The following is a 25,185-nucleotide window of genomic DNA, read 5'->3' as shown; positions in this document are numbered from 1 at the left end:
CCGAACAGCTTGCACAAAGTTGAGTCTATTCCACTCAAGGCCGGTTCGGGGAGGGTCACAGGGACTAAGTTCCGGGGCATGGCGACCAAGTACTCCGTTGATCCGGGCGCTCCGGACGAGCCGTATCTCAGCTTCTGGCGGGAACGGCACGTGTGCACCCTGACGACTCCCCGCCCGGACGGCACTCCGCACGTGGTACCCGTCGGGGTCACATACGATCCCGCGGCCCGGCTGGCTCGGGTGATCACGAACAAGGCGAGCGCCAAGGCGCGGCACGTGCTGGCCGCGGGGGAACAAGGGGCTGCGGTCGCCGTCTGCCAGATGGAGGGCAAGCGCTGGGCGACACTGGAAGGCCGGGCCTTCGTCCGCGCCGAACCGGACCGGGTCGCGGAGGCGGAGCGCCGCTACGCGGAGCGCTATGGGCGAACCCCTTCACCGAACCCCGCACGCGTGGTGATCGAGATAGAACTGACGCGGGCGATGGGGCGAGGTTGACCCGAGTGAAAATCCACACCGGTGATCGACTGGAATCAGCCACCGTGCGACTGGGGCGATAACCGGAAATATCCCCAGAAACTGCAGCGGCGTCACCGTGTTCAGGTCACGGTGACGCCGCTGCGGGGGGAAGCACCTGAGCGATCTGTTACGACGGGGGAATCGCGTCAGGCACTGCGGGGGGTGGCAGAGATGGTCCTCGGAGCAGGAGAGTCGGCCTCCACCTGCTCGTGGTCCCTTTTATCCAGGTTCACAAAGATCATTCCGTACCGTACGGCACACCGTACGGGCTGCGGCGCCCCCCGAGGCCGCCGCAGACACCGGTAAGCCCGTACGTCCTCGTCCTCGTCCCGCGTGACGACCACCGGCTCGCCGAAAACGGTCACCATCAACGAGTCGCCGCTGTGGGGGATGGCGGTGACCAGGTCGATGAAGTGCCAGCCCGAGCGGTAGGCGGTGGCCATTTCGCGGCGGAAGGAGCGGTCGTCGGGTGGAGTGGTCACGGTCAGCTCCCGGATCCCGCTGTCGCGGAACTCGGCCAACTGGTGTTGTTCACGCCGTAGCTGGTCTGAGCAACCGCCGGCCAACTGGTGTTCGCCCGAACATCGCCCTTCTCATCGGAGAAGCCACTCAGCGCGCCGAGGGTTACAACGACGGAGAAGGCGGCGACAAGCACCGAGCGAAGCATTCTGTTCCGCATAGTCGGCTTCGTCCTCACTTGAAGGTCCCCTTTTCCCCCGTCGAGTACGACGATGGCTCATTCGGGCACGTCATGGCCACACAATCGATGCATCATGTTCCTGCATGTTCAGGACCCTGGGGGGTGGAGATTTGACAACAGATCGAACAAAAGGGACACATCCCCATGCGATGACCGAGTTGTGCGAGGAGGGCGGACGTCTGTATGCCACCGCTCTGCGCACGGGACGCATCGCACGCGCGGACGTGGAACCGGCCCCCTGCCTGATGGAGTTCGCCCTCCTCCACCCCGATCCGGACGATCCCGACTGGCTGCGCCCGGTGGCCCCGGTCGTCGCCCTTTCCCGGCAACTCAACCCCCTGGAACACGAGATCGCGGAGCGTAGGCGCCTGGCCGTCGACCTCGCGGAGACCTTTCAGCCGTTCATGGCCCTGGGCGCCCAGATCGCAACGGTAAGTGACTCCATCACCGTGCTGGAAGGCGGTGAACGTATCAACGCCGCACTCAACATGGCCACCGTCCAGTGCCGGACCGAGGTCCTCACCCTCCAGCCGAGCGACCGCATGTCCGAACGCAGCCTCCTGAGAGGGCTGGAACGCGACAAGCCACTCATCGAACGCGGTGTGCGGATCCGTACGGTGTACCAGCACACCGCCCGCTACAACCCCGAGCAACTGGCCTATGCGGCCAGGCTCTCCGACGGCAAGGCGGAGTACCGCACCATAGACGAGTTGGTGGAACGTTTGATCATCTGCGACCAGACCGTCGCCTTCATCCCCGCCCGGGACGACCAGCAGGTCGCCCTGGAGCTGCGCCACCCCGGCCTCGTCCGCTATCTGATCAAGCTTTTCGAATACCTGTGGGACCGCGCGGTCCCGCTGAGCACCGGCACCCCGTACGAAGCGGCCACCGGCGGTATCACGGACGTCCAGCACTCCATAGCCAAGCTTCTGGTCGAGGGGCACGTCGACGAGGCCATCGCACGCCGCCTGGGCATGAACGTACGCACCTGCCGTGCTCACATCGCCAAGCTGGCGTCGGCCCTGGGCAGTGGCAGCCGAGCCCAACTCGGATATCTCATAGCGCAGTCGGGGATCCTGCAGCAGGACCACTGAAGAGGAGGAAGTCCCGAGTGACGTCGGCGCCACACCCCATGCACAACGCGGAAGAACTGTGCCGTGCCGGGACGGAGCTGTACGAACGAGCCCTGCGCGAAGGGCAGGTACCCGCCGACGCGGCCGACGCCGCGCCCTGCCTGATGGACTTCGGCCTGCTGCACCCCGCCGTCGACGACCTGCACCGGCTCGAGCCCGTGGCGCCGGCCGTCGCCCTCCACCGCCTGCTGCGGACCTCCGGGGAACGGATCGCGCGCGAACGACGACGCGAGGAACGGCTCGCTGAGACATTTGAGCCGCTCATGGCCGTCGAAGGGCATCGCGCGGCTGCGGCCACCACACCGACGCTCACGCTCCTCAGCGGGAAGGAGCGGATCAACAAGGCCATCACCGAGGCCATGGCGGACGCCTCCAGGGAGCTGCTCACCATCCAGCCCCACACCAGGCTCACCAGGCAACGGGTCGAGGCGGCCTATGCCGTCGCCACGGACCGCGACCAGGCTCTGCTGGATCGCGGCGGCCGCATCCGCACCCTGTACCAGCACACCCTCCGCCACTCCCCCTTGACCGTCGCGCACCATGAACGTCTGAGGGGCGACATCGAGGCGCGCGCTCTCGACGAGCTCACCGACCGGCTCATCATCGTCGACCGGGTCGTCGCCTTCCTCCCCGCCGACGGCAACGGCGACCTCGCCCTGGAAGTACGCCACCCGGCCATCGTCGGATACCTGTCCACCACCTTCGACCGCTTCTGGCGCCTCGCCACCCCGGTATTCCCCGAAGCCACCCCCCAGCCCTCCCACAACGGCATCACCCCCCGCCAACGCGCCATCGCCACCCTCCTCGTCGAAGGCCACACCGACGCCGTCATCGCCGACCGGCTGGGCATGAACATCCGCACCGCCCGCGTCCACATCGCCAAGCTCGCGGCGACACTGGGCAGTCAGAGCCGGGCGCAGCTCGGGTTCCTCATCGCACGCTCGGGGATTCTTGATCAGGGATGCTGAGGGACGCCGCCGAGCGCGGCTGTCCGTCCAGGCCCACCTGGGCGATCCGCACACCCAACTGCGTACGGCTCGCCGCCCCCAGCGTCTCCGACAGCCGGGCGATATGGGCCCGGCACGTCCGCACGCTTATCCCCAGCCGTTCCGCGATCACCGCGTCCTGGTGGCCCTCCGCCAGCAGCGCGGCGATGGACTGCTCCCGGTGGGAGATGCCCTCGATGCCGGTGTCGGGAAGCGGGGCGGTCAGCGGGATGGCCAGGCGCCAGAGCCGTTCGAACACCGTGACCAGGTACTCGATGAGCGCCGGGTGCCGTAGCTCCAGGGCCATCGTGCGGTCGGTGTTGGCGGGGATGAAGGCCACCGTCCGGTCGAAGAGGATGAGCCGGTCGATCACCTCGTCCAGCGTGCGCGCCTCCACCGCGTCGCCCATCAGCTCCAGATAGTTCAGCAGCCCCTGCCCGTGCCGGGCGACATGCGTGTACAGGTCCCGCATCCGCACGCCACGGCCGCGCAGCGCCAGCGCCCGGTGCAGGCCCTCGGAGAGTTCCGCCTCGCGCCGGATACCGCCGGGCTGGACCGTGAGCACCTCGGTCGTGCACGCCTGGGTCGCCTCGTCCATCGCGGCCTGGATCCGGGCGAGGCCGTCCAGCACCCGGATCGCCGAGCCCTCGCTCGCCGATGGGGCCGGCTGCACCTGGCGCCCCAGCCCGGCGTACCACTCGAACGCCGCCACGGCCGAACCCACCCGCCGCTGACTCGCGCTGACCTCGTCGTACATGCCGCGCAGCAGCCGGGTCATGACCTCCTGCGGAGAGGTCGGCACCAGCCAGTCCATGTCGTCGGGGTCCGGGTGCAGCAGGGCGAGTTCCAGCAGGCACGGCACCGGATCCGCGTCCCGGCGCGGCACGCGGCCCCGCCGTACGGCCCGGGAATACACGCGATCCCCGGCCTCGCACAGTCGGTCAGCACCATGTGGATGCTCCTCCGCCCCGTGCCCGGCCATCGCCGATCCCACCCCCGGTTTCGCCGTCCTCCGCAGCGCAACTATGCGCGGACGGGACCTGCTCCGCAACACGGCTCCCCGCGCCGCCCTCGCCGGAAACCACCGGTGACCACCGGATCCCGCCGGATCCCTCCGGGGTGAGGAGGAGGCATCCGGGGAGAGCGGAAGACGACGAACGGAACGGTTACTTCAGGCCGATCGCCTGGCAAGCCGCCTTGTACTTCGCCGTGCAGATGTCCGACAGCTTGTAGACGTCGTCCGCGACCACCGTGTCCTTGATGTTCTCCCGGGTCAGCGCGACCACGGGCACGAGCTGGGCGGGGATGCCCTTGTGGGTGGGGCTGTCGACCCTGTCGCGGGCGAGGGCGGCGAACTGGATGTCGCGGCCCTGGACCTTGGCCACGGCCATCTCCGCGGCGTTCTCGGCCTCCTGCGGGTACGACTTGTACACGCTCATGTACTGCTCACCGGTGATGATCCGCTGCACGGCCGGGAGCTCCGCGTCCTGGCCGGTGATCGGCGGCAGTTCGGTCACGCCCGCGGCCTCCAGGGCCTTGACGATGCCGCCGGCCATGCCGTCGTTGGCGGAGTACACCGCGTCGATGTTGTCCTTGCCGATCTTCTCGATCGCCTCGGCCATGTTGGCCTGCGCGTTCTCCGGCTTCCAGTCCTTGGTGTCGAAGGACTGCGCGATCGTCACCCTGCCGTTCAGCTCGGACATCGCACCGGCCTTGAACTGCTTGGCGTTAGGGTCCGTCGGCGAGCCGTTCATCATGACGATCTTGTCGGACAGGCTCGCCTTCTCGCCGATGGCCTCCAGCAGGGTGCGGCCCTGGACCTCGCCGACCAGTTCGTTGTCGAAGGAGATGTACGCGTCGATCGGGCCCTCGGCCAGCCGGTCGTAGGCGATGACCGGGATGCCCGCGTCCTTGGCCTTCTGCACGCCGCTCGCGATGGCGTGCGAGTCGACGGCGTCCAGCAGGATCACGTCGACACGGTCGTCGATCATCTTCTGCAACTGGTCGGCCTGCTTGTCCGCGCTCGCCTCGGCGTTCGCGTACTCGACGCGGCCCCGGTCGTTGGTGAGGGACTCGACCTTCGTCTTGATGATGGGGTAGTCGAAGTTCTCGTACCGCGTGTTCGCCTTCTCCGGGAGGAGCAGACCCACCGTGATGTCGTTGCCCTTGGTCGGGCTCGCGTCGTCACTGCTCCCGGTCGCGTTGAGCACGCCGCAGCCGGCGAGCGTGACGGACATCGTGGCCGCGGCCACGGATATGGAGATACGACGACGCATGCGGGTGCTCACTTCGCGTGTGATTCGGACGTGGGCACACCTTTGTGGCCCATGTGACTGAAAAGCCAACGCGGACGCGCCCCCAGCGTCAAGCGGAACCACTTAACGAGATGACAACACCACGCTCCGCGAGCCTTGTGAAGGCTCTGCGGAATCGTCTCCAAGTGACATGCACCATCCAGTCATCCACGGGAGACCCGGCGGAAACGGCCCAGGACCTACGAAAGGGGCCGGGAGTCTCCTCCCGGCCCCTTTCACAGGCATACGCGCGTCAGTCCGACTGCTGCTGCCGCTTCGGCCGCCACACCACCAGCGCGCTGGTCTGCTGGACCTCCTGGTACGGCACGAGGTCGCGGCGGTACGACGCGTGCACCGCCGCCTCGCGCTGGCGCATGGCCGCCGCCGCGCCGTCGAGCGCGTCCTCCAGCTCGGCCACCCGGGCCTGGAGCGCGGCGACCTGGTTCTCCAGTTCGATGATGCGCTTGATGCCCGCCAGGTTGATGCCCTCGTCCTGCGACAGCTGCTGGACGGTACGCAGCAGTTCGATGTCCCGGGCCGAGTAGCGGCGGCCCCGGCCCGCGGTGCGGTCCGGAGACACCAGGCCCAGACGGTCGTACTGGCGCAGGGTCTGCGGGTGCAGGCCGGACAGCTGGGCCGCCACCGAGATGACGTAGACCGGGGTCTCCTCGGTCAGTTCATACGGGTTGCGTCGACGACCGTCCATCTGACTCATGCTCCCTTCGCGGCCTGGAACAGCTCCGCCCGCGGATCCTCACCCGCGGTCGCCTCGCGATACGCCTGGAGTGCGTCACGAGCCTTCCCCGTCAGGTCCTTCGGAACACTCACCTCGACGGTGACCAGGAGGTCGCCGCGGGTGCCGTCCTTGCGGACCGCGCCCTTGCCCCGGGCGCGCATGGTGCGGCCGTTGGGCGTGCCCGGCGGCAGCTTCAGCGTGACGGGCGGGCCGCCCAGCGTCGGCACCCGGACCTCGCCGCCGAGGGCCGCCTCGGTGAAGGTCACCGGGACGGTGACGGTGAGGTTGTCGTCCTTGCGGCCGAAGACCGGGTGGGAGTCGACGTGCACGACCACGTACAGATCGCCCGCCGGGCCGCCGCGCTCGCCCGGCGCTCCCTTGCCGCGCAGCCGGATCCGCTGGCCGTCGCTGACGCCCGCGGGGATGCGCACCTGCATGGTCCGCGAGGACTTGGCCCGGCCGCTGCCCTTGCAGACCTCGCAGGCGTTCTCCGCGATCAGGCCGCGGCCCTTGCAGTCCGGGCAGGGGTCGGTGAGGGAGAAGCCACCGCCGCTGCCCCGGGCGACCTGCCCGGTGCCGACGCAGGTCGGGCACACGCGCGGTGTGCCGTTCTTGTCGCCGGTGCCCGAGCAGGCCTTGCAGGGCGACTGCGAGGACATCCGCAGCGGGACGGTCGCGCCCTCGATCGCCTCCGTGAAGCTCAGCGTGACCTCGGACTCGATGTCCTGGCCGCGCCGGGGGTGCGTGCGCGTCCCCGGGCCCGCGCCGCCACGGTTGAACAGGCCCCCGAAGACGTCACCGAGTCCACCGCCGAAACCGCCGGCTCCCTGGCCGCCGCCCGGGGCGCCTCCGAAGAGGTCGCCCAGGTCGAAGTTGAAGGAGCCGCCGCCCGCGCCGGGCCCCGGGCGGAAGCCGCCGTTGCCGAAGAGGGCGCGTGCCTCGTCGTACTCCTTGCGCTTCTTGGGGTCGCCGAGGATGTCGTTGGCCTCGGAGATCTCCTTGAAGCGCTCCTCCGCCTTGACATTGCCCTTGTTGGCGTCCGGGTGGTACTCGCGGGCGAGCTTCCGGTACGCCTTCTTGATCTCGGCCTCGGTGGCGTCCTTGGGGACGCCGAGGACCTTGTAGTAGTCCTTCTCGATGAAGTCCTTGGTGCTCATCCTCGACGCCCCTCCTTCCCTTCGTCCGCTATGTCGTCAGCCCTCTTCCGGGCCACCGCTCTCCTTGTCGTCGGCTTCGGCGGTCTCGTCCGCCTTGACCGTCTGTGCCCCCGGCTGGGGCTCGGCCACCGCCACCCGCGCGGGGCGGATGGTGCGCTCGCCGATCCGGTACCCGGGCTGCAGAATCGCCACGCACGTCGTCTCGGTGACGTCCGGTGCGTAGCTGTGCATCAGGGCTTCGTGGATCGTCGGGTCGAAGGGCTCGCCCTCCTTGCCGAACTGCTGCAGGCCCATCTTGGCCGCCGTGCTCTCCAGCGACTCGGCGACGGACTTGAAGCCGCCGACCAGCTCGCCGTGTTCCCGCGCGCGGCCGATGTCGTCGAGTACGGGCAGGAGCTCGGTCAGGAGGTTCGCGATGGCGATCTCCTTGACCGCGATCCGGTCACGCTCGACCCGGCGGCGGTAGTTCTGGAACTCGGCCTGGAGGCGCTGGAGGTCCGCCGTGCGCTCGCTGAGCGCCGTGCGTGCCTGGTCCAGCTGGGCCACCAGAGCCACGTCCTGGCCCGTGTCCCCGGCCGGGGCCGCCCCCTCCTCCGTCGAGGGGGAGTCGGCGGCCTTCGGCTCGGCGTCGTCGGAGGTGGCGCCGGAAGGGACGTCGGGCTGCTGCTCGTCGAAGCCCGGGGTCTCCTCCGTCACGCGGCACCGTCCTTCCGCTCGTCGTCCACGATCTCGGCGTCGACGACGTCGTCGTCGGCCTTGGCGTCACCGGCACCGGCACCGGCGTCCGCACCGGCTCCGGCGGAGGCGCCGCCGGCCTGCGCGGCGTTCGCGTCGGCGTACATGGCCTGGCCGAGCTTCTGCGAGACGGCCGCGACCTTCTCCGTGGCGGTGCGGATCTCGGCCGTGTCCTCGCCCTTGAGCTTCTCCTTCAGCTCGGCGACGGCTTCCTCGACCTCGGTCTTGATGTCGCCGGGGACCTTGTCCTCGTTGTCCTTGAGGAACTTCTCGGTCTGGTAGACGAGCTGCTCGCCCTGGTTGCGGGACTCGGCGGCCTCGCGGCGCTTGTGGTCCTCCTCCGCGTACTGCTCGGCCTCCTGGCGCATGCGGTCGACCTCGTCCTTCGGCAGCGAGGAGCCGCCGGTGACGGTCATCTTCTGCTCCTTGCCCGTGCCCAGGTCCTTCGCGGTCACGTGCATGATGCCGTTGGCGTCGATGTCGAAGGAGACCTCGATCTGCGGGACGCCGCGGGGCGCCGGGGGCAGACCGGTCAGCTCGAACATCCCGAGCTTCTTGTTGTACGCCGCGATCTCGCGCTCGCCCTGGTAGACCTGGATCTGCACGGACGGCTGGTTGTCCTCGGCCGTCGTGAAGATCTCGGACCGCTTGGTCGGGATCGTGGTGTTGCGCTCGATGAGCTTGGTCATGATGCCGCCCTTGGTCTCGATGCCGAGGGACAGCGGGGTGACGTCGAGGAGCAGGACGTCCTTGACCTCGCCCTTGAGGACACCGGCCTGGAGGGCGGCGCCGATGGCGACGACCTCGTCCGGGTTGACGCCCTTGTTGGCGTCCTTGCCGCCGGTCAGCTCCTTGACGAGCTCGGCGACGGCGGGCATACGGGTCGAGCCACCGACCAGGACGACGTGGTCGATCTCGCTGATGGAGATGCCGGCGTCCTTGATGACGTTGTGGAACGGCGTCTTGCAGCGCTCCAGGAGGTCCGCGGTCAGCTGCTGGAACTGGGCGCGGGTGAGCTTCTCGTCGAGGTGCAGGGGGCCCTCGGCGGAGGCGGTGATGTAGGGCAGGTTGATCGAGGTCTCGGTGGACGAGGACAGCTCGATCTTGGCCTTCTCGGCGGCCTCGCGCAGACGCTGCAGGGCCATCTTGTCCTTGCCCAGGTCCACGCCGTGGCCGGACTGGAACTGCTGGACCAGGTAGTCGACGATGCGCTGGTCCCAGTCGTCACCACCGAGGTGGTTGTCGCCGTTGGTGGCCTTCACCTCGACGACACCGTCGCCGATCTCCAGCAGCGAGACGTCGAACGTACCGCCACCGAGGTCGAAGACCAGGATGGTCTGGTCGTCCTTGTCGAGGCCGTACGCCAGCGCGGCCGCGGTGGGCTCGTTGACGATGCGCAGCACGTTCAGACCGGCGATCTCGCCGGCCTCCTTCGTGGCCTGGCGCTCGGAGTCGTTGAAGTACGCCGGGACGGTGATGACCGCGTCGGTCACCTTCTCGCCCAGGTAGGACTCCGCGTCCCGCTTCAGCTTCTGCAGCACGAAGGCGCTGATCTGCTGCGGGTTGAAGGGCTTCCCGTCCAGCTCGATCTTCCAGTCGGTGCCCATGTGCCGCTTGACCGACCGAATGGTCCGGTCCACGTTGGTGACCGCCTGACGCTTGGCCACCTCTCCGACGAGCACCTCACCGTTCTTGGCGAAGGCGACGACGGACGGCGTGGTCCTGGCGCCCTCGGCGTTGGTGATGACGGTGGGCTCGCCGCCCTCCAGAACGCTGACGACGGAGTTAGTCGTGCCCAGGTCGATGCCGACCGCACGTGCCATGGTTGATTCCTCCAGCTGACTTGAGTGGAACGGACTCAAGTGTGCACGACGCCTCCCAACCGGTCAACAGAGCTGAGTCGACTGGGCTCAAGTCTTATCCGTTCCTTACACGCAACGGCGCTCTGACCTGCGGCGATTCGGTGCGCCGATCGGCGTATACGGGAACACGGGAGAGGGCGAACACGGCCACGAGAGCCACTCCCGCCACCCACCACAGGGCGTCGCCCCCGACCCACCCGGCGTGCGCGAGTACCCCGACGAGCACACCGGAGAACGCCCCGGCCCCCAGCAGCACGGTCGCCCCCGGCACGGTCAGCCCGAGCCGCCGCAGCCGGTGCGCCAGATGATCGGGCCCGCTCCGGAGAACGGCCCGCCCGCCCAGCCGCCGCGACAGCAGCACCAGCACGGCGTCGGCGCACACCACGGCGGTCAGCGCGAACAGCACCCCGGCGCTCTCCCCCACCCCGAACCCGGCCCGCGTGTACACGCCCCCCGCGGCCAGCACGAACCCCGCGGACATCGACCCGCACGCCCCGAGCGCGGCCCGGGCGGGATGCCAGTTGTGCAGGAGGAACCCGGTCAGCGCGGCGGCGAGCACGCTCATCAGCACCGCGATCCCGTCCATCACCTCCACGGCCGCGCAGGCCGCCACCCCGAAGGCGGTCAGCACCCCCATGGACCCCGCGAGCCCGTCGGCGTGATCGAGCCCCCGGAAGGCGAAGGTCACCCCCAGGATCCACCCTGCGGCGAGCAACCCGCCCCCGATCCCGGTCTCGCCGTACGGCACGACGCACGCCGCCGCCACGGCCGTACCGGCGACGAGCACCCGCCGCCGCAACCGCCAGACGTCGTCGACGAGCCCGAGCACGGCGACGACACCGCCGGCGACGAGCAACTCCCGGGCCCCGTCGCCCATGGGCGGCGCGACCCCGATCCACTCCCCCGCCCATACGACCGACCCCACGACGAGCACGACGGCAAGCCCCCCGGACAACGGCACCTCCCGCTGCCGCCGCCGGTCGAGGACACGAAGGCGCAGGGCGGGGGCCCGGAGCAGGGCCGCGAGCAGGGCGGTGAGGAGAAGGGCGGTGGCGGCGGCGACGATCCCGTAGAGCACGGATATAAGTTAGGCGTCACTATGACAATTCGGTACGAATAACACGAGCTCCTGAGGCAACCCTCAGCGATTCAGATCACTGCCCACCCGGCTACAGTGCGGCGGAGGATAGGGGTAGTCTCAGACGGACTGCATAAGTTACCGCTCAGTAATCTCGGGGAACCCTCCAGAGGGACAGGTTCCCCCGACAAACCCTCGCAGGCCCGAGGAGCCCCCATGCAACTCGCCGCGATCATCGTGTCGCTGGTCTTGACCGTGGTCGGCGTCGCGCTGCTCGCACGCGCGATCGGCCAGTTCGTCCGGTACTTCAAGCTGGGCCAGCCCGTGCCCGCCGGTACCCGGACCGACAATCCCTACCAGCGCAGCGTGACCCTGGTGAAGGAGTTCCTCGGCCACACGCGCATGAACCGGTGGGGCATCGTCGGCATCGCCCACTGGTTCGTGGCGATCGGCTTCCTGACGCTGCCGCCGACGATCATCACCGCGTACGGCCAGCTGTTCCAGGCCGACTGGACGCTGCCGGTGCTCGGCGGCTTCCTCCCCTACGAGCTCTACATCGAGTTCATCGCGGCCATGACCACGCTCGGCATCGCCACGCTGATGGTGATCCGCCTGCTGAACCTGCCGTCGCGCCCGGGCCGCAAGTCCCGCTTCGCCGGCTCGAAGATGGGCCAGGCGTACTTCGTCGAGTACGTCATCCTCACGATCGGCCTGGCCATCTACGTCCTGCGGGGCCTGGAGGGCGCGCTGCACCACGTGGACGGCTACGAGGCCGCGTACTTCGCCTCGTACCCGCTGGTCCTGGCCTTCAAGGGCCTGAGCGTGGCGGCGCTGCAGAACCTCGTCTACTTCTTCGCGATGATCAAGCTGGGCACGACCATGATCTGGATGATCACGGTCAGCCTGAACACCAACATGGGTGTCGCCTGGCACCGCTTCCTGGCCTTCCCGAACATCTGGTTCAAGCGCGAGGCGAGGGGCGGGACGGCGCTCGGCGCGCTCCAGCCCATGACCTCCGGCGGCGAGCCGATCGACTTCACCGACCCGGGCGAGGACGACGTCTTCGGCGTCTCCCAGGTCGAGCAGTTCTCCTGGAAGGGCCTGCTGGACTTCTCCACGTGCACCGAGTGTGGCCGCTGCCAGTCGCAGTGCCCCGCCTGGAACACGGGCAAGCCCCTCTCCCCCAAGCTGCTGATCATGTCCCTGCGGGACCACGCGCACGCCAAGGCGCCGTACCTGCTGGCCGGCGGCGGCAAGACGATGGAGGGCGAGGAGAAGGCGTCGGAGGAGCAGCTGGCGGGCGTGCCGGCGTCGGCGCTGGCGGAGGCCGAGCGCCCCCTGGTCGGCACGCTGGAGGACAACGGCGTCATCGACCCGGACGTCCTGTGGTCCTGCACCACCTGCGGTGCCTGCGTCGAGCAGTGCCCGGTGGACATCGAGCACGTCGACCACATCGTCGACATGCGCCGCTACCAGGTGATGATCGAGTCCGCGTTCCCGTCCGAGGCGGGCACGATGCTCAAGAACCTGGAGAAGAAGGGCAACCCCTGGGGCCTGGCGAAGAAGCAGCGCCTGGAGTGGCTCAAGGAGGTCGACTTCGAGGTCCCGGTCGTCGGCAAGGACATCGAGGACCTGTCCGAGGTCGAGTACCTCTACTGGGTCGGCTGCGCCGGTGCCCTGGAGGACCGCGCCAAGAAGACCACGAAGGCCTTCGCCGAACTCCTCCACATCGCGGGCGTCAAGTTCGCCATCATGGGCGGCGACGAGAAGTGCACGGGCGACTCGGCGCGCAGGCTCGGCAACGAGCCCCTGTTCCAGGAGCTCGGCATGGAGAACGTCATGGCGCTGAACATGGCGTTCGGCGAGGAGATGGACGACGAGGGCAAGGTGACGCCCGAGTCGGCGAAGCCGAAGTCCGCGAAGAAGATCGTCGCGACCTGCCCGCACTGCCTGAACACGCTCGGCAACGAGTACCCGCAGCTCGGCGGCGACTACGAGGTCATCCACCACACGCAGCTGCTCCAGCACCTGGTGGACGAGGGCAAGCTCATCCCGGTCACCCCGGTCGAGGGCATCATCACCTACCACGACCCCTGCTACCTGGGCCGCCACAACAAGATCTACACGCCCCCGCGCGAGATCATCGCCAGCGTCCCCGGCATCCGCAACGAGGAGATGCACCGCCACAAGGAGCGGGGCTTCTGCTGCGGCGCGGGTGGTGCGCGGATGTGGATGGAGGAGCGCATCGGCAAGCGCATCAACAACGAGCGTGTCGACGAGGCGCTGTCGCTCAACCCCGACATCGTGTCGACGGCGTGCCCCTTCTGCCTCGTGATGCTGACCGACTCGGTCAACGGCAAGAAGAACGACGGCAAGGCGAAGGAGTCAATCCAGGTGGTGGACGTGGCTCAGCTGCTGCTGGACTCGGTGAAGACGCCGGTGTCCGCGGAGGGCGAGGGCGACGACGGTGACGGCGACGACGGCGGGGAGCCGCCGGCGGGGGCGGCGGACTCGGAGAGTGCGCCGGAGCCGGAGCCGGTGAAGTAGGCGGTTGCCGCGGGTTGTTTTTGACGCCCCCTGCCCTGAGTTGTCGGGCAGGGGGCGTCGGTGCTTTTCGGCTGCCGTGCCTGTGCCGGAGCGCGGCCGGTTGATTGCTGGCGGTGGACCTCAAGGGAAGAACCGCTCCGATGGCCCGTCGGACCGCTGCCCCCGGCTCTCGGCAACGCGAAGAATGTCACGCAGGGCTTCGGTCAGGCGCTCGGCCAGAAAGCGGAGTTGCGTCTCGGTGGCGTTGGGGAGCATGTCGTCCGCGTGGGCGAGGAGTTGAGCGCCCATGTCGAGCTGGGTGGCTTCCATGATGTCGGCCAGACGGGACACGCGTCCGCCCCCGTCATCGGTGATCAGAAAGCACGGCTTGGCTTCTGGGCTCGTCCAGGGCAGGAGCCGAAGCGTGCGACGCGGGTCGGAGCTCATCAGGTGGCCTCCACACTGTCGGGCTGGTACGGGCCTGCCGCGAGCAACGTTGCTGTGGGGCTGTTCAGTTCTCGGCAATGCTGCTGCTCGTGGGCGACGAGGTAGGGGCGCACGGCCACGGTGGAAGAGCCGTCGATGAACGCGTCCGCACGGTAGGGGCTGCGGTGGGCTGGGAAAGGGGGGTTCCGCAAAGACGAAGCACCGGTTACGGACCGGAGTTCGCATAACAGGTGCTGGTGCGCCTGGCGGGGCTGCCACGAAAGGGCCACCCAGGCGACGAGACGGCGGAGCAACTCGACCATGAGGCGACCTTATCGGTATTCGCGAAAGGCAGCAAGGCATGGTCGATGCGGGGGGCACGCCCCCCGGGCCACCAAGTCGCTTACCGTGTAAAGCGGCAAGGTAGGTGCGGGCGTCAGTCGCGGGAGGACATCGTGAGCGCGAGCAGGTGGATCAGCACTTCAATGCCGTATCTGACACCGCGCGAGCAGGGGCAGGGCGACGCCTGGAGCGCAGACGCGGCCGCCCGGGGCCGTCGCGGCTCCCAGCGCATCGTCCATGCCGGAGAGGTGCCCGCGCCGACTGAAGTTGCGCGGCTCCTCGCGGTCTCGGAAGGAGAATTGGTCGTCGTGCGACGCCGCCTGATCCTCCTCGACGACGAGCCGAACGAACTGACCGACACCTACTACCCCGCCACCATCGCCCGAGCCACCCCGCTTGCCGGAACGGCCAAGATCCGAGGCGGAGCCGTCACGCTGCTGGCCGAGCTGGGGTATGTCGGCGTGCTGGTAAGGGAGGACGTAACAGCCGGCCTGCCCGAAGACGACGAGCAACAGGCTCTGCGGCTCACACCGACGGATCCGGTCCTGCGTCTCACCCGGCTCACCCTGGACCGCGACGACCGCCCGATCCAGGTCGACCGTATGGTGATGCCCGCCCAGCGCCAGCAGTTGCGCTACGAGATCAGAATCGGATGACCGTGCCCATGGCCGAACCGGAAGCCCACGACCGCCGCTCGCTCCACGAACGGATCGCGGCCGACCTGCGCGACGACATCATGAGTGGCGAACTGCCGCCCGGCGCGAATCTGCCGTCCACTGCCCAACTCCGATCCCGCTTCGATGCCTCCAACGCCACGATCCAGAAGGCGCTCCAACTCCTCAAGGACGAGCGCTTGGTGGTCGGACGCGCAGGCGCGGCGGTAACGGCCCGCGAGCACAGGCAGCGGACGATACGCCCTGCCATGTCCCTCACACCGGCGGCACCCGGCGAGCCCTATCCCTGGCTCACCGAGGCGGCCAAGCACGGCACGGACGCCCGTATCGCCCTCCTCGACGTGACGGAGACGAATCCGCCCGCGGACATCCGCACGGCTCTCGGCCTCCGGCACGGGGACGCGGCGGTCCTGCGCAGCCAGCTGTTGCTGATCGACGACGAGCCAGCCGAACTCGTGAAGTCCTACTACCCGTTGGACATCGCCCGGGACACACCGCTGATGGACCACCACCGCATCAAGGGCGGCACCTCCACCCTGCTCAGGCAACTGGGCCATACACCCCACCACTGCGTGGACCGGGTCTCGGCCCGAGTCCCCACGCAGGAGCAGTTCGAGGCCCTACGCCTCCCCGGCAGCCTGCCCGTCCTGTGCACGCTGAGGATCGTCTACACGGCGGACGGACGCCCGATCGAGGCGACGGCGATGGTGAAGGCGGGGCATCTCTACGAGTTGCAGTACGAGTTCGCACCAGAGTGACACCGCTTCAGCCGCCGACTGGGAGGCCTCGAGTGACCGTGCAGAACGCTGAGTGCGAAAAGCCCTTCCTGTACGTCGTCGTGTGCGCGGCCGGGGTCGCCGGTGATGTCGCACCCTGATCACCGCCACGCAGGAACGGTATTGGTCCGCCCATGCTGCGCACCCCGCCTCTCTGTGGCCCGGTCGAGGACTTGGCCAGGCCGAACGGTGAAGAGCTGGGCTTGCCGGGCGTGCACCTGTTCACCGTCGTTCTCTGTTCCCCGCCCGATCCGGTGCGCCTGTGGTGTGGGGCCACTGGCAGGCGATATGGACATCCGTCCGTTTCACGGGACCCGTATCCAGAGCGATCACCCCTGCGTACACTGCCCGCATTCATCGGCGGTCTGCTGCGGGTGGCAGGCCTGATCTCTCGGGAACCTTCATGCGCAAATCGACGATCGGCTCCGCTCTGATCGGTTCCCTGGCCATAGCCGCTCTCCTCGCACCGGGCGCGCAGGCGGACGAGGTGGGCAACGCTGATGTCGGCGCCTTCCAGATCACCGGCGGGGGCGGCACGGGAAATGATGTCGTTCTGGGCACCACCGACTCGAGGAAGATCACCGTCAAGCTGACCGCCAGCGACGACTCCGGTATCTCCATAGCGGACTTCACGCTCTATCACGGAAGCAGTCTCGGCAACGCCGACGCGATCCTGAAGGCCAGCGAACAAACACCGGTATGCACGGCCGACGGGACCAGCTCCGTCTGCACCAAGCACTACACGATCGACCCCCGGCGTGATCTGAACAATTCACTGGCCGGTATTTGGAAGGTCGCTGTCGACGTCCGAGCCAAGGACGGGGACTATGTGAAGTCGGACGGTCACACCACCTTCTTCATGAAGCGCTACTCCAAGCTGACGGCCAACGCCTCCCCCGAGCCGGTTGCCAAGGGCGGCACGATCACGGTGACAGGCAAGCTCACCCGGGCCAACTGGGACACCCATGACTACCGTGGCTACGCGAACCAGCGCACCTCTCTGCAATTCCGCAGGCCGGGCACCGACTACTACGAATCCCTGGGATACACCGCCACGAACACGTACGGGGTCCTCAACATCAAGGTCACCGCATCCGCCGACCGGTATTGGCGGTACAACTTCACCGGCACCATGACGACTCGCGGCGCCAAGGCGACGGGTGACTTCGTCGATGTGCGTTAGCCATGTCGGGACCGGCCGACCCGGCCGGTCCCGACAACAGGCCTGATTTTCGTCCTCCCTGTTGCCACAGGGACGTCGTGGCCGGGCATCGTGACGTTCGTACTGAGTAGTCCTCCCCGGAAAACTTCCGTCTCAGGTGCAACCCCGGAACCGTTCCAGTGGTCTGGGATACGCCATCGCTGTTCCGAGCGCGGTCAGGGACCGACGAATCCGGTGAGGTGGACCGCATGGCACCCCCAATGGCCTGGGACCCTGGCTGTCCCCGCATGCTCGGGAGAACGCTCGCATGCACACACGTATACGCCTCACCCTGGTGACGGCCGCCGCTGCGGCCCTCACCGGAAGCCTGCTCACGGCAGCCGCCGGCCCCGCATCCGCAGGCGGCTCCGGCCTGGACGGCGACTTCAACGGTGACGGCTATCGGGACGTCGCAGTCGGCGTGCCCGTCGGCACGGACGGCAGCTGGGGAGCCGGCTGGGTCGGAGTCGTGTACGGCACATCCGCCGGGATCGACCCGACCCGCCGGAAGATCCTCACGCAGTCCGGAAGCGTCAACCCCGGTTCGCCGGAGGGCGACGATCAGTTCGGTGCGGCGCTGACGGTGGCCGACTTCGACGGGGACGGCTACAGCGACCTTGCCGTCGGTGCCCCCGGCGAGGACTACAGCCCAAACGCCGACCAGGGCTCGATCACCCTCTACTGGGGCGGCCCGAGCGGACTCGGCTCCGCCGCCATGGTCAAGGACCCGGTGGCGAAAGACGGCAACAAGTTCGGCGGCGCGCTCACCGCGGGCGACTTCGACGGCGACGGGCACACCGACCTCGCCTCCTACAACGCCCTGCTCTCCACCGTCTCCATCCTCAAAGGCCCCTTCACCCGCACCGGCGGATGGAGTTCCGCCGCCACAGCGCCCCTGCCGGAGGCCTCGGCGTACGCCACAGGCTCGCTGTCCTCCGGAAACGTCTCGGGTGACGCGGCGGACGACCTCGTCGTGCAGTACCGGACGCTGCGTGGCGGCACCGAGCGCGCCTGGTACTTCGAGGGCTCGGCCTCGGGTGCGGGGCTGCTGGAGAAGGCCGTGCTGCCCCATTCGCACACCTCCGCGATCGGCGACATCGACCACGACGGCCACGCCGACATCGTGGTGGCCGACTCCTACGAGACCAAAGCCGTCGGCGGCGCCGTGATGGTGCTGTACGGCGACGCGGCGGGCCCGGGCGCGGGCCGGGCAACGACCGTCCTGACCCAGAACTCGGCCGGGGTCCCGGGTGCCTCGGAGAGCGGAGACCGTTTCGGGGCCGCACTGTCCGTCGGCGACGTGACCGGGGACGGCTACGCGGACGTTGCCCTCGGAGTACCCGGCGAGGACATTGGCAGCCTCACGAACGCTGGTTCGACCGTCCTGCTGCGCGGCTCGGCGTCCGGCATCGTGGCCAGTGGCAACCAGAGCCTCACCCAGGACACGTCCGGCATCCCCGGCGCGGCGGAGAGCGGGGACAAGTTCGGTTCCTTCGTCCTGCTGTCGGACATCGACGGCAACGGCAGAGCCGACCTCGCCGCGTCCGCCATCGGCGAGCAGGTTCCCGGCACCACTGTGCGCACGGGCGCCCTGTGGCGGGTGCGCGGCGCCGGCACCGGTTTCACCAGCACCGGCTCCAAGAGCTTCGGGTCCTACGAACTCGGGCGCGCTCGGGAGGACCAGAGCTTCGGCCAGGCACTGGGCGGATGAGGCGGACGTGCGCGGGCAGGGAACGCGTGGCCCTGCCCGGCGTCCTTTCCAAGACCAGACCCGGGTTTGTGAATGCTGTCGGACGGCGCTGGCCTGGTACGTCATCGACCTGTACGCGCGCCGAGGAACCACTCTCCGGGAGCGGAACTCAGTCGGGGTGACGGGAGATCTTCCAGGTCTGCCACCCGGACAGCCTGGCGACACCGCGCCGCCCGGACCACCATCCGAACGACGCGTCACCCGGCAACGGGGCCAAGATTCTCCGACTGCCCCACCCGCTACTGGCCCTGTTCAAGCTCCGCGACAACGCCTGGCAGTCGCGAGGCCTGACGGCGAAGACGGCGCTGCCGAAGGGTGGTCGTCATCGTGCCGGTTCCAAGGACCTGCTGAACGCCTGACCGTCGCGCGCGACCCGTGCGATGAGTTTCCAGCCTGCGTCCGGTCTATGGATGCACAAGGGCCGCTCCCGGCCCCCGAACCCACAGGAGCCACGATGACCACCGTCGTGATGCACAACGTCGTCTCCGTGGACGGCTTCATCGCCGACGCGGACGATCAGGTCGGGCCTCTCTTCGACTGGTACGGCAACGGCGATGTCCAGCTCGGCGAGTACACCAAGGTGTCCAAGGCCTCCGCCGACTACGTGCAGCCGACCATGGCGAAGATCGGGACGCTCGTGGTGGGGCGGCATGTGTTCGACATGACCGACGGGTGGGGCGGCGTGCCGCCGGCCGGTGAGCACCTGGTGGTCGTGTCGCACCGGCCCCGGCCCGAGGGGTTGCACCCGGACGCGCCGTTCCACTTCGTCGACGGTGTGGAGGAGGCCGTCGCCAGGGCCAAGGAGCTGACCGGGGAGGGCCGTGACGTCGGTGTGGCGGCGGGGAACGTCGGCGGGCAGGCCTTCGCGCTGGGGCTGGTCGACGAGGTGGCGATGGACGTCGTGCCGGTGGTGTTCGGCTCGGGCAAGCGGTACTTCGGCTCGGTCGACGCCCGGCATCTGCTCGAGGACCCGCACATCGTGATCCAGGGCGACCGGGTGCTGCACCTGCGCTACCGCGTCCGCAAGCAGCCGTGACCACGCGCCAGGAGAGGCCGACCGACATGGACGACATGGAACCGCAGACCGCCGCCGGCAAGGTGCTCTGCCACTTCGCGATGTCCCTGGACGGATTCGTCGCGGGGCCGAATCACACGATGGACTGGATGACGGGGGCGACCTTCCGCCCCGGCCTCACCAAGGAGTACGCCGAGACGACCGGCGCCGTGTTGGGCGGCCGGGTCGGCTGGGACGCCTATCCCGACCCCACCGGGATCTACGGCGGCGCCTGGCAGGGGCCCGTGTTCGTGCTCACGCACCACCCGGAGGACGCGCAGCCCACGCCGGGCGTGACCTTCCTGAGCTGCGACGTCGCCGAGGCGCTCCGGATCGCGCGGGAGGCCGCCGGCGGGAAGAACGTCGAGGTGTTCTCGCCGACCATCGGCCGGCAGCTCCTGGAGCGCGGGCTGATCGACGAGATCGACCTGCACATCGTGCCCGTGCTGCTCGGCGACGGGATCCGGCTGTTCGACAACCCCGGGGGTGCGCCCGTGCGGCTGGAGCTGCTCGTCGGGGACGACCGTAAGGCCGCGGTCGACGTGCGGTACCGGCCGGTGCCCGCCGAGTGACGCGACCCCACTTCTCAGCTGCCTCGCAAATTAACCGAACTCACGTACAACCCTTACGTCCCCACACAGGTCTCCTGATCGCCGACCACCGTGAACGCCCGGACAACTACCGGCGAACACGGACAGTCCGGCCCTCCATCGACTGTGGATGTCCGCCAGGCATCCCCGCATGCAGCAGGAGATCTCGCATGCATCAGCACGAGCGCCCCTCCGGGCGCCCGCACGCGCCCGCGCACTCGCACGAGCGCCTGTTCCGTCGCCCCCGCCTGCGTCTCGCCCTGGCGACCGCCGCGGCCGCCGCCCTCACCGGCACGCTGCTCACTGCCACGGCCGGTACGGCGACGGCCGCGGACCCGACGCGGGCCCCGCAGGCCGACTTCAATCACGACGGCATCGGCGACGCGGCGTTCTCCGCCGCCGGCGCGTACGTGAGCGGCAAGAAGGACGCCGGCCAGCTCGTCGTCCTGTACGGCACGAAGACCGGAGTCTCCTCCGCGAAGCGGTCCGTCATCAGCCAGAACACCGCCGGCAACCCGGGCACCGCCGAGAGCGGTGACGTGTTCGGCGCCGACAGCGCCTACGCCGACTTCAACGGCGACGGCTACGACGACCTCGCCGTCTCCTCCCCGCTGGAGGACGTCGGCAGCGACAAGGACGGCGGCGGTGTCGCGGTCCTGTGGGGCTCGGCCCAGGGCATCACCGGCAAGGGCGTCTCCATCGCGGACGCGGCCCCCACCCAGCACGACCGCTGGGGCAGGAACCTCGCCGCCGGCGACTTCGACGGCGACGGCAAGGCGGACCTGGCCGTCGGCAACACCTCCAACGTCATCTACGTCTACAAGGGCGGCATCAGCGCCTCCGGCACCGCGGTCAAGGGCCGGTACAGCGTCAAGGCACCGGTCCAGGCATCGGGCGACGGGTCCGGCCCGCTCAACCTCACCACGGGCGACGTCAACGGCGACCGCCGCACCGACCTGGTCGTCGACGGCTTCGAGACCGCCACCGGCCAGTACTGGAACGCCAACTACCTCCTCTCCGGCACGTCTTCGGGCCTGTCCGCCGCCGACGCCCGGCCGCTGAAGGCCGGTGTCATCACCGGCATCGGCGACATCAACGGCGACGGCTACGGCGACATCGTCACCGGCATGCACTGGAACCGGACCGACGACGGGGTGACCTTCCCGGAGGCCGCCGACGGCGGCAAGGTGTGGATCACCTACGGCGCCCCGGACGGCGTCGGCTCCACCACCGGCATCACGCAGAACACCGGCAACGTCCCCGGCAGCTCGGAGCGGAACGACTACTTCGGCTACGAGCTGGACCTGGGCGACGTCAACGGCGACGGCTACCAGGACCTCGTGGTCGGCGTCGCGGGCGAGGACATCGGGTCGGTCGCCGACGCCGGCCAGCTCGTCGTGCTGTACGGCTCGGCGTCGGGCCTCAACACCTCCTTGGGCACCCAGTCCTTCGCGCAGAGCACCGCGGGCGTCCCCGGCTCGGACGAGAAGGGCGACTTCCTCGGCACCGACGTCAAGCTCGACGACGTCACCGGTGACGGCCGGGCCGACCTGCTGGCCGGCTCGTACGAGAACGACGGCAACGGCGCGGTCCTCTACCTGCCGTCCAGCGGCACGAAGATCACCGCCACGGGTTCGCGCACCGTCTCTCCCAGCGCCTCGGGCGTCTCGACGACGGGCTACCCGAACTTCGGCGCCAACTTCGCCGACTGAGCCACCCCGCATCCCCCGGGGCCGGGCCTTCCAGGTCCGGCCCCTACCCCACCCGGAGCCCCCTCTTGCGCAAGCGCACCCTTCTCCTGGCCGCCACGCTCACCACCGGCCTGCTCACCATCACCCCGGCCGCCGCCGCGCCCTCGGGCCTCGCCGGGGACTTCAACGGCGACGGGTACCGGGACGTCGCGGTCGGCGCCCCCTGCTCCGACGTCGGCTCGGCCTCCTGCGCCGGCGCCGTCGTCGTGCTCTACGGCTCGTCGTCCGGCGTCTCGGCCACCCGTAAGGCGATCATCACCCAGAACTCCCCCGGCGTCCCCGGCACCGCCGAGTCGACCGACCTGTTCGGCTCCGCCCTCGCCGCCGCCGACCTGGACCGCGACGGCTACTCCGACCTCGTCGTGGGCGCCACCGGCGAGAGCATCGGCGACCGGGACGGCGTCGGCTCAGGCACCGTCCTGTGGGGCGGCACGTCCGGCCTGTCCGGCGGCAAGGGCCTGCCGCAGCCGTCCACGCTCAGCGAGTGGGGCGGCTTCTCCCACGGCATCGCGACCGGCGACTTCGACGGCGACGGCGACACGGACGTGACGCTCACCGGCCAGAGCCACATCCGCGTGTACCTGGGCCCCTTCACCCGCACCGGCGGCCCGCTGAGCCACTACCGCGCCGGCGAGCTCGGCGGCGGGTACGAGGTGATCGCGGGCGACATGACCGGCGACAGCGCTGCCGAGCGCGTCCACCCGCACGCCGTGGACGGCGACTCCGGCGGTCAGATCTGGTACTACCGCTGGACCGGCACGGGCTACAAGTTCGCCGAGCTGCCGAACGCCGACGGCTTCCCCGGCTCGGTCGGCGACATCAACGGCGACGGCTACGGCGACCTCGTCCTCGGTGACTCCACGGACCCGTCCAGCCACAAGCCCGGCGGCCACAAGGGCGGCCAGATCACCGTCTGGTACGGCGGCCCGAACGGCCCCGACCCGGCGCAGACGCCGACCGTCGTGCACCAGGACACCACCGGCGTGCCCGGCGCGGGCGAGACCGACGACGCCTTCGGCTCGGCCGTCAGCACCGGCGACATCAACGGCGACGGCTACGCCGACGTCGCGGTCGCCGCTCACGGCGAGGACCTCGGCACCGTGGCGGAGGCGGGCTCCGTGACCGTCCTGTTCGGCTCCGCTTCCGGCCTGAGGACCAGCGGCGCCACGTCCTACACGCAGGACACCAGCGGCGTCCCCGGCACCGCAGAGGCCTGGGACCGCTTCGGCTCCGCCGTCGACCTGACCGACCTCACCAAGGACGGCAAGGCGGACCTGGTCATCGGCGTCGACGGCGAGAACGGCTCCGGCGGCGTCTGGACCCTGCGCGGCACCTCCACCGGCCTGAGCACCACGGGTGCCAAGGGCCTGACCGCCGCCGGCGTCTCGCTGAAGGCCGGCAACGGCTTCGGCTCGGTGATCGCCCAGTGACATCCCGTCAGCTCAGTCCCGGAGCTCTCATGCGCACCCGTGTCACCGCCGCCGTCCTCGCGGCGGCCCTCACCCCGCTCGCCCTGGCCCTGTCCGCACCCGCCGCGCACGCCGCCACGGCCGCCGCCCCGTACGACTTCAACGGCGACGGCCGCGCCGACCTGGCCATCGGCGCGCCCGGCGCCGCGGTCGCCGGGCAGGCGAGGGCGGGCGCCGTGTCCGTCGTCTACGGCAGCTCCACCGGCCCGAAGAGCTCGACGCGCACGCTGCTCACCCAGAACACGGCCGGTATGCCCGGCGCCGCCGAGGCCGACGACGCCTTCGGCTCGGCCCTCGCCTCCGCGGACCTGAACACCGACGGCTACGCCGACCTCCTGATCGGCACGCCCGGCGAGGACGGCACCGACACCAACGACGGCACGGTCACCATCGTCTGGGGCTCGGCGACCGGCCTGTCCGGCGCCCGTACGCTGTTCAGCTTCTTCAGCGCCGACTACGACCGCTACGGCCAGGCGCTCGCCGCGGGCGACTTCGACGCCGACGGGGACGCGGACGTCGCGGTCGGCTCCACCGGCCCGGTCACCCTGTCCCTCGTGAACGGGCCGATCACCAAGACCGGCGCGCACAACGGCGGTTCCGGCTCGCGCAACGACTGGTGGTCCACCTCGCACGGCACCACCCACCTCTCCTCCGGCGACATCACCGGCGACGGCCACCCCTGGGTGGTCCTGCACGGCCGCGCCGCGAACACCGCCCACGCGGCCACCAGCCTGGCCGACATGAAGATCGGCAACTACACCGACTGGCTGCAGGACCTGCCCGCCGGTTACGTGTCCGCCGTCGGCGACATCGACGGCGACGGCCACGCCGACCTGGCCATCGGCAACGACCGCGAGACCTCCGCCGACCCGGCGGGCGCCCTCGGCGGCCAGGTCACCGTCGTCTACGGCGGACCCGAAGGCCGCGACACCGGCCGCGCCCCGCTCGCCCTCACCCAGGACACCGCCGGTGTGCCCGGCGCCTCCGAGAAGGGCGACCGCTTCGGCGGCGGCGTCTCGCTCGGCGACGTCAACGGCGACGGGTTCGCCGACCTGGCGATCGGCGCCGCGGGCGAGAACTCCGCCGCCGGTGCCGTCACCGTGCTGTTCGGCTCGGCGTCCGGCCTGACCACCAAGGGCGCGACGTCGTACACCCAGAACACCGCGGGTGTGCCCGGGAGTTCGGAGCAGGGCGACCGGTTCGGCGCCCGCGTGACCCTCACCGACCACACCGGCGACCGCCGCGCCGACCTGTCCGTCTCCGCGCCGGGCGAGAACGCCGGCGACGGCGCGGTCTGGTCCCTGCGCTCCACCACCACCGGCCCGACGGCCACCGGCTCCGTCAGCTTCGGCCCGGGCACGACCGGCGTCTCCACGGCCGGCACGCCGGGCTACGGCACCGCACTCAACTCCTGATCACGACACCCGGG

General features: G+C 69.5%; 22 protein-coding genes. 13 read left to right on the top strand and 9 right to left on the bottom strand.

Annotation, left to right across the window (positions count from 1 at the left end):
- Positions 1–78: 78 nt before the first annotated feature.
- Positions 79–495, top strand: coding sequence for a pyridoxamine 5'-phosphate oxidase family protein (locus tag PV963_RS24670; RefSeq protein ID WP_274817924.1), 417 nt, complete (start codon positions 79–81; stop codon positions 493–495).
- Positions 496–662: 167 nt separating this feature from the next.
- Here the strand turns inward: PV963_RS24670 and PV963_RS24665 are convergent, their stop codons facing one another.
- The gene (locus PV963_RS24665; protein ID WP_274817923.1) at positions 663–998 is read right to left on the bottom strand and encodes a hypothetical protein; all 336 of its coding nucleotides are present in this window, start codon (positions 996–998) and stop codon (positions 663–665) included.
- A gap of 367 nt (positions 999–1,365) precedes the next feature.
- Between PV963_RS24665 and PV963_RS24660 the strand changes: the two genes are divergently transcribed.
- On the top strand, positions 1,366–2,310 hold the full coding sequence (locus tag PV963_RS24660) for a helix-turn-helix transcriptional regulator (protein WP_274817922.1): 945 nt from the start codon (positions 1,366–1,368) through the stop codon (positions 2,308–2,310).
- Positions 2,311–2,327: 17 nt separating this feature from the next.
- A complete protein-coding gene (locus tag PV963_RS24655; RefSeq protein WP_274817921.1) occupies positions 2,328–3,317 on the top strand; it encodes a helix-turn-helix transcriptional regulator in 990 nt (329 codons plus the stop codon).
- Here PV963_RS24655 and PV963_RS24650 read toward each other — a convergent pair.
- The 7 genes from PV963_RS24650 to PV963_RS24620 all read right to left on the bottom strand — a co-directional run bounded on the left by PV963_RS24650 (position 3,280) and on the right by PV963_RS24620 (position 11,197).
- Positions 3,280–4,317 carry a helix-turn-helix transcriptional regulator gene (locus PV963_RS24650; protein WP_274817920.1) on the bottom strand — a complete coding sequence of 346 codons (1,038 nt, stop codon included), beginning with the start codon at positions 4,315–4,317 and terminating at the stop codon, positions 3,280–3,282. The two genes, PV963_RS24655 and PV963_RS24650, sit on opposite strands and share 38 nt — an antisense overlap.
- A gap of 184 nt (positions 4,318–4,501) precedes the next feature.
- Positions 4,502–5,611, bottom strand: coding sequence for a sugar ABC transporter substrate-binding protein (locus PV963_RS24645; protein WP_274817919.1), 1,110 nt, complete (start codon positions 5,609–5,611; stop codon positions 4,502–4,504).
- 271 nt (positions 5,612–5,882) lie between these two features.
- On the bottom strand, positions 5,883–6,335 hold the full coding sequence (locus tag PV963_RS24640) for a heat shock protein transcriptional repressor HspR (RefSeq protein WP_031142455.1): 453 nt from the start codon (positions 6,333–6,335) through the stop codon (positions 5,883–5,885).
- 5 nt (positions 6,336–6,340) lie between these two features.
- Positions 6,341–7,522: a molecular chaperone DnaJ gene (dnaJ, locus tag PV963_RS24635; protein WP_274817918.1), complete on the bottom strand. Its 1,182-nt coding sequence runs from the start codon at positions 7,520–7,522 to the stop codon at positions 6,341–6,343.
- A 36-nt stretch (positions 7,523–7,558) separates the two neighbouring features.
- Entirely contained in the window at positions 7,559–8,218 is a 660-nt protein-coding gene (gene grpE / locus PV963_RS24630) for a nucleotide exchange factor GrpE (protein WP_059414007.1), read from the bottom strand.
- On the bottom strand, positions 8,215–10,080 hold the full coding sequence (gene dnaK / locus PV963_RS24625) for a molecular chaperone DnaK (RefSeq protein WP_274817917.1): 1,866 nt from the start codon (positions 10,078–10,080) through the stop codon (positions 8,215–8,217). Before dnaK ends, grpE begins: the two co-directional genes overlap by 4 nt.
- A 94-nt stretch (positions 10,081–10,174) precedes the next feature.
- Positions 10,175–11,197 carry an MraY family glycosyltransferase gene (locus PV963_RS24620; protein ID WP_274817916.1) on the bottom strand — a complete coding sequence of 341 codons (1,023 nt, stop codon included), beginning with the start codon at positions 11,195–11,197 and terminating at the stop codon, positions 10,175–10,177.
- A gap of 216 nt (positions 11,198–11,413) precedes the next feature.
- On the opposite strand from PV963_RS24620, the gene PV963_RS24615 reads away from it, so the two are divergent.
- On the top strand, positions 11,414–13,744 hold the full coding sequence (locus tag PV963_RS24615; RefSeq protein WP_274817915.1) for a (Fe-S)-binding protein: 2,331 nt from the start codon (positions 11,414–11,416) through the stop codon (positions 13,742–13,744).
- Between the two features lie 120 nt (positions 13,745–13,864).
- Here the strand turns inward: PV963_RS24615 and PV963_RS24610 are convergent, their stop codons facing one another.
- A complete protein-coding gene (locus tag PV963_RS24610) occupies positions 13,865–14,170 on the bottom strand; it encodes a hypothetical protein (RefSeq protein ID WP_274817914.1) in 306 nt (101 codons plus the stop codon).
- Positions 14,171–14,604: 434 nt separating this feature from the next.
- On the opposite strand from PV963_RS24610, the gene PV963_RS24605 reads away from it, so the two are divergent.
- The 9 genes from PV963_RS24605 (at position 14,605) to PV963_RS24565 (ending at position 25,171) form a co-directional block, all read left to right on the top strand.
- Entirely contained in the window at positions 14,605–15,147 is a 543-nt protein-coding gene (locus PV963_RS24605) for a GntR family transcriptional regulator (RefSeq protein WP_274817913.1), read from the top strand.
- Complete coding sequence (locus tag PV963_RS24600) at positions 15,144–15,923, top strand: GntR family transcriptional regulator (RefSeq protein WP_274817912.1); 780 nt, start codon at positions 15,144–15,146, stop codon at positions 15,921–15,923. The genes PV963_RS24605 and PV963_RS24600 overlap by 4 nt, the downstream gene beginning before the upstream one ends.
- Positions 15,924–16,344: 421 nt before the next feature.
- A complete protein-coding gene (locus PV963_RS24595) occupies positions 16,345–17,124 on the top strand; it encodes a calcium-binding protein (RefSeq protein ID WP_274817911.1) in 780 nt (259 codons plus the stop codon).
- Positions 17,125–17,410: 286 nt separating this feature from the next.
- A complete protein-coding gene (locus PV963_RS24590) occupies positions 17,411–18,853 on the top strand; it encodes an FG-GAP repeat protein (RefSeq protein ID WP_274817910.1) in 1,443 nt (480 codons plus the stop codon).
- Positions 18,854–19,346: 493 nt separating this feature from the next.
- Complete coding sequence (locus tag PV963_RS24585) at positions 19,347–19,928, top strand: dihydrofolate reductase family protein (RefSeq protein WP_274817909.1); 582 nt, start codon at positions 19,347–19,349, stop codon at positions 19,926–19,928.
- A gap of 26 nt (positions 19,929–19,954) precedes the next feature.
- A complete protein-coding gene (locus tag PV963_RS24580) occupies positions 19,955–20,518 on the top strand; it encodes a dihydrofolate reductase family protein (RefSeq protein WP_274817908.1) in 564 nt (187 codons plus the stop codon).
- Between the two features lie 188 nt (positions 20,519–20,706).
- Positions 20,707–22,248 carry a VCBS repeat-containing protein gene (locus PV963_RS24575; protein ID WP_274817907.1) on the top strand — a complete coding sequence of 514 codons (1,542 nt, stop codon included), beginning with the start codon at positions 20,707–20,709 and terminating at the stop codon, positions 22,246–22,248.
- 65 nt (positions 22,249–22,313) lie between these two features.
- Entirely contained in the window at positions 22,314–23,717 is a 1,404-nt protein-coding gene (locus tag PV963_RS24570) for an FG-GAP-like repeat-containing protein (RefSeq protein WP_274817906.1), read from the top strand.
- 29 nt (positions 23,718–23,746) lie between these two features.
- Positions 23,747–25,171, top strand: a complete 1,425-nt coding sequence (locus tag PV963_RS24565; RefSeq protein ID WP_274817905.1) for an FG-GAP-like repeat-containing protein — start codon at positions 23,747–23,749, stop codon at positions 25,169–25,171.
- Positions 25,172–25,185 lie beyond the last annotated feature (14 nt).

It is taken from the genome of Streptomyces coeruleorubidus, assembly GCF_028885415.1.
In the GTDB taxonomy this organism is placed as follows: Bacteria; Actinomycetota; Actinomycetes; order Streptomycetales; family Streptomycetaceae; genus Streptomyces; species Streptomyces coeruleorubidus_A.
The sequence above is the reverse complement of the archived record's forward strand: the minus strand, read 5'-3'. Positions and strand labels throughout refer to the sequence as shown.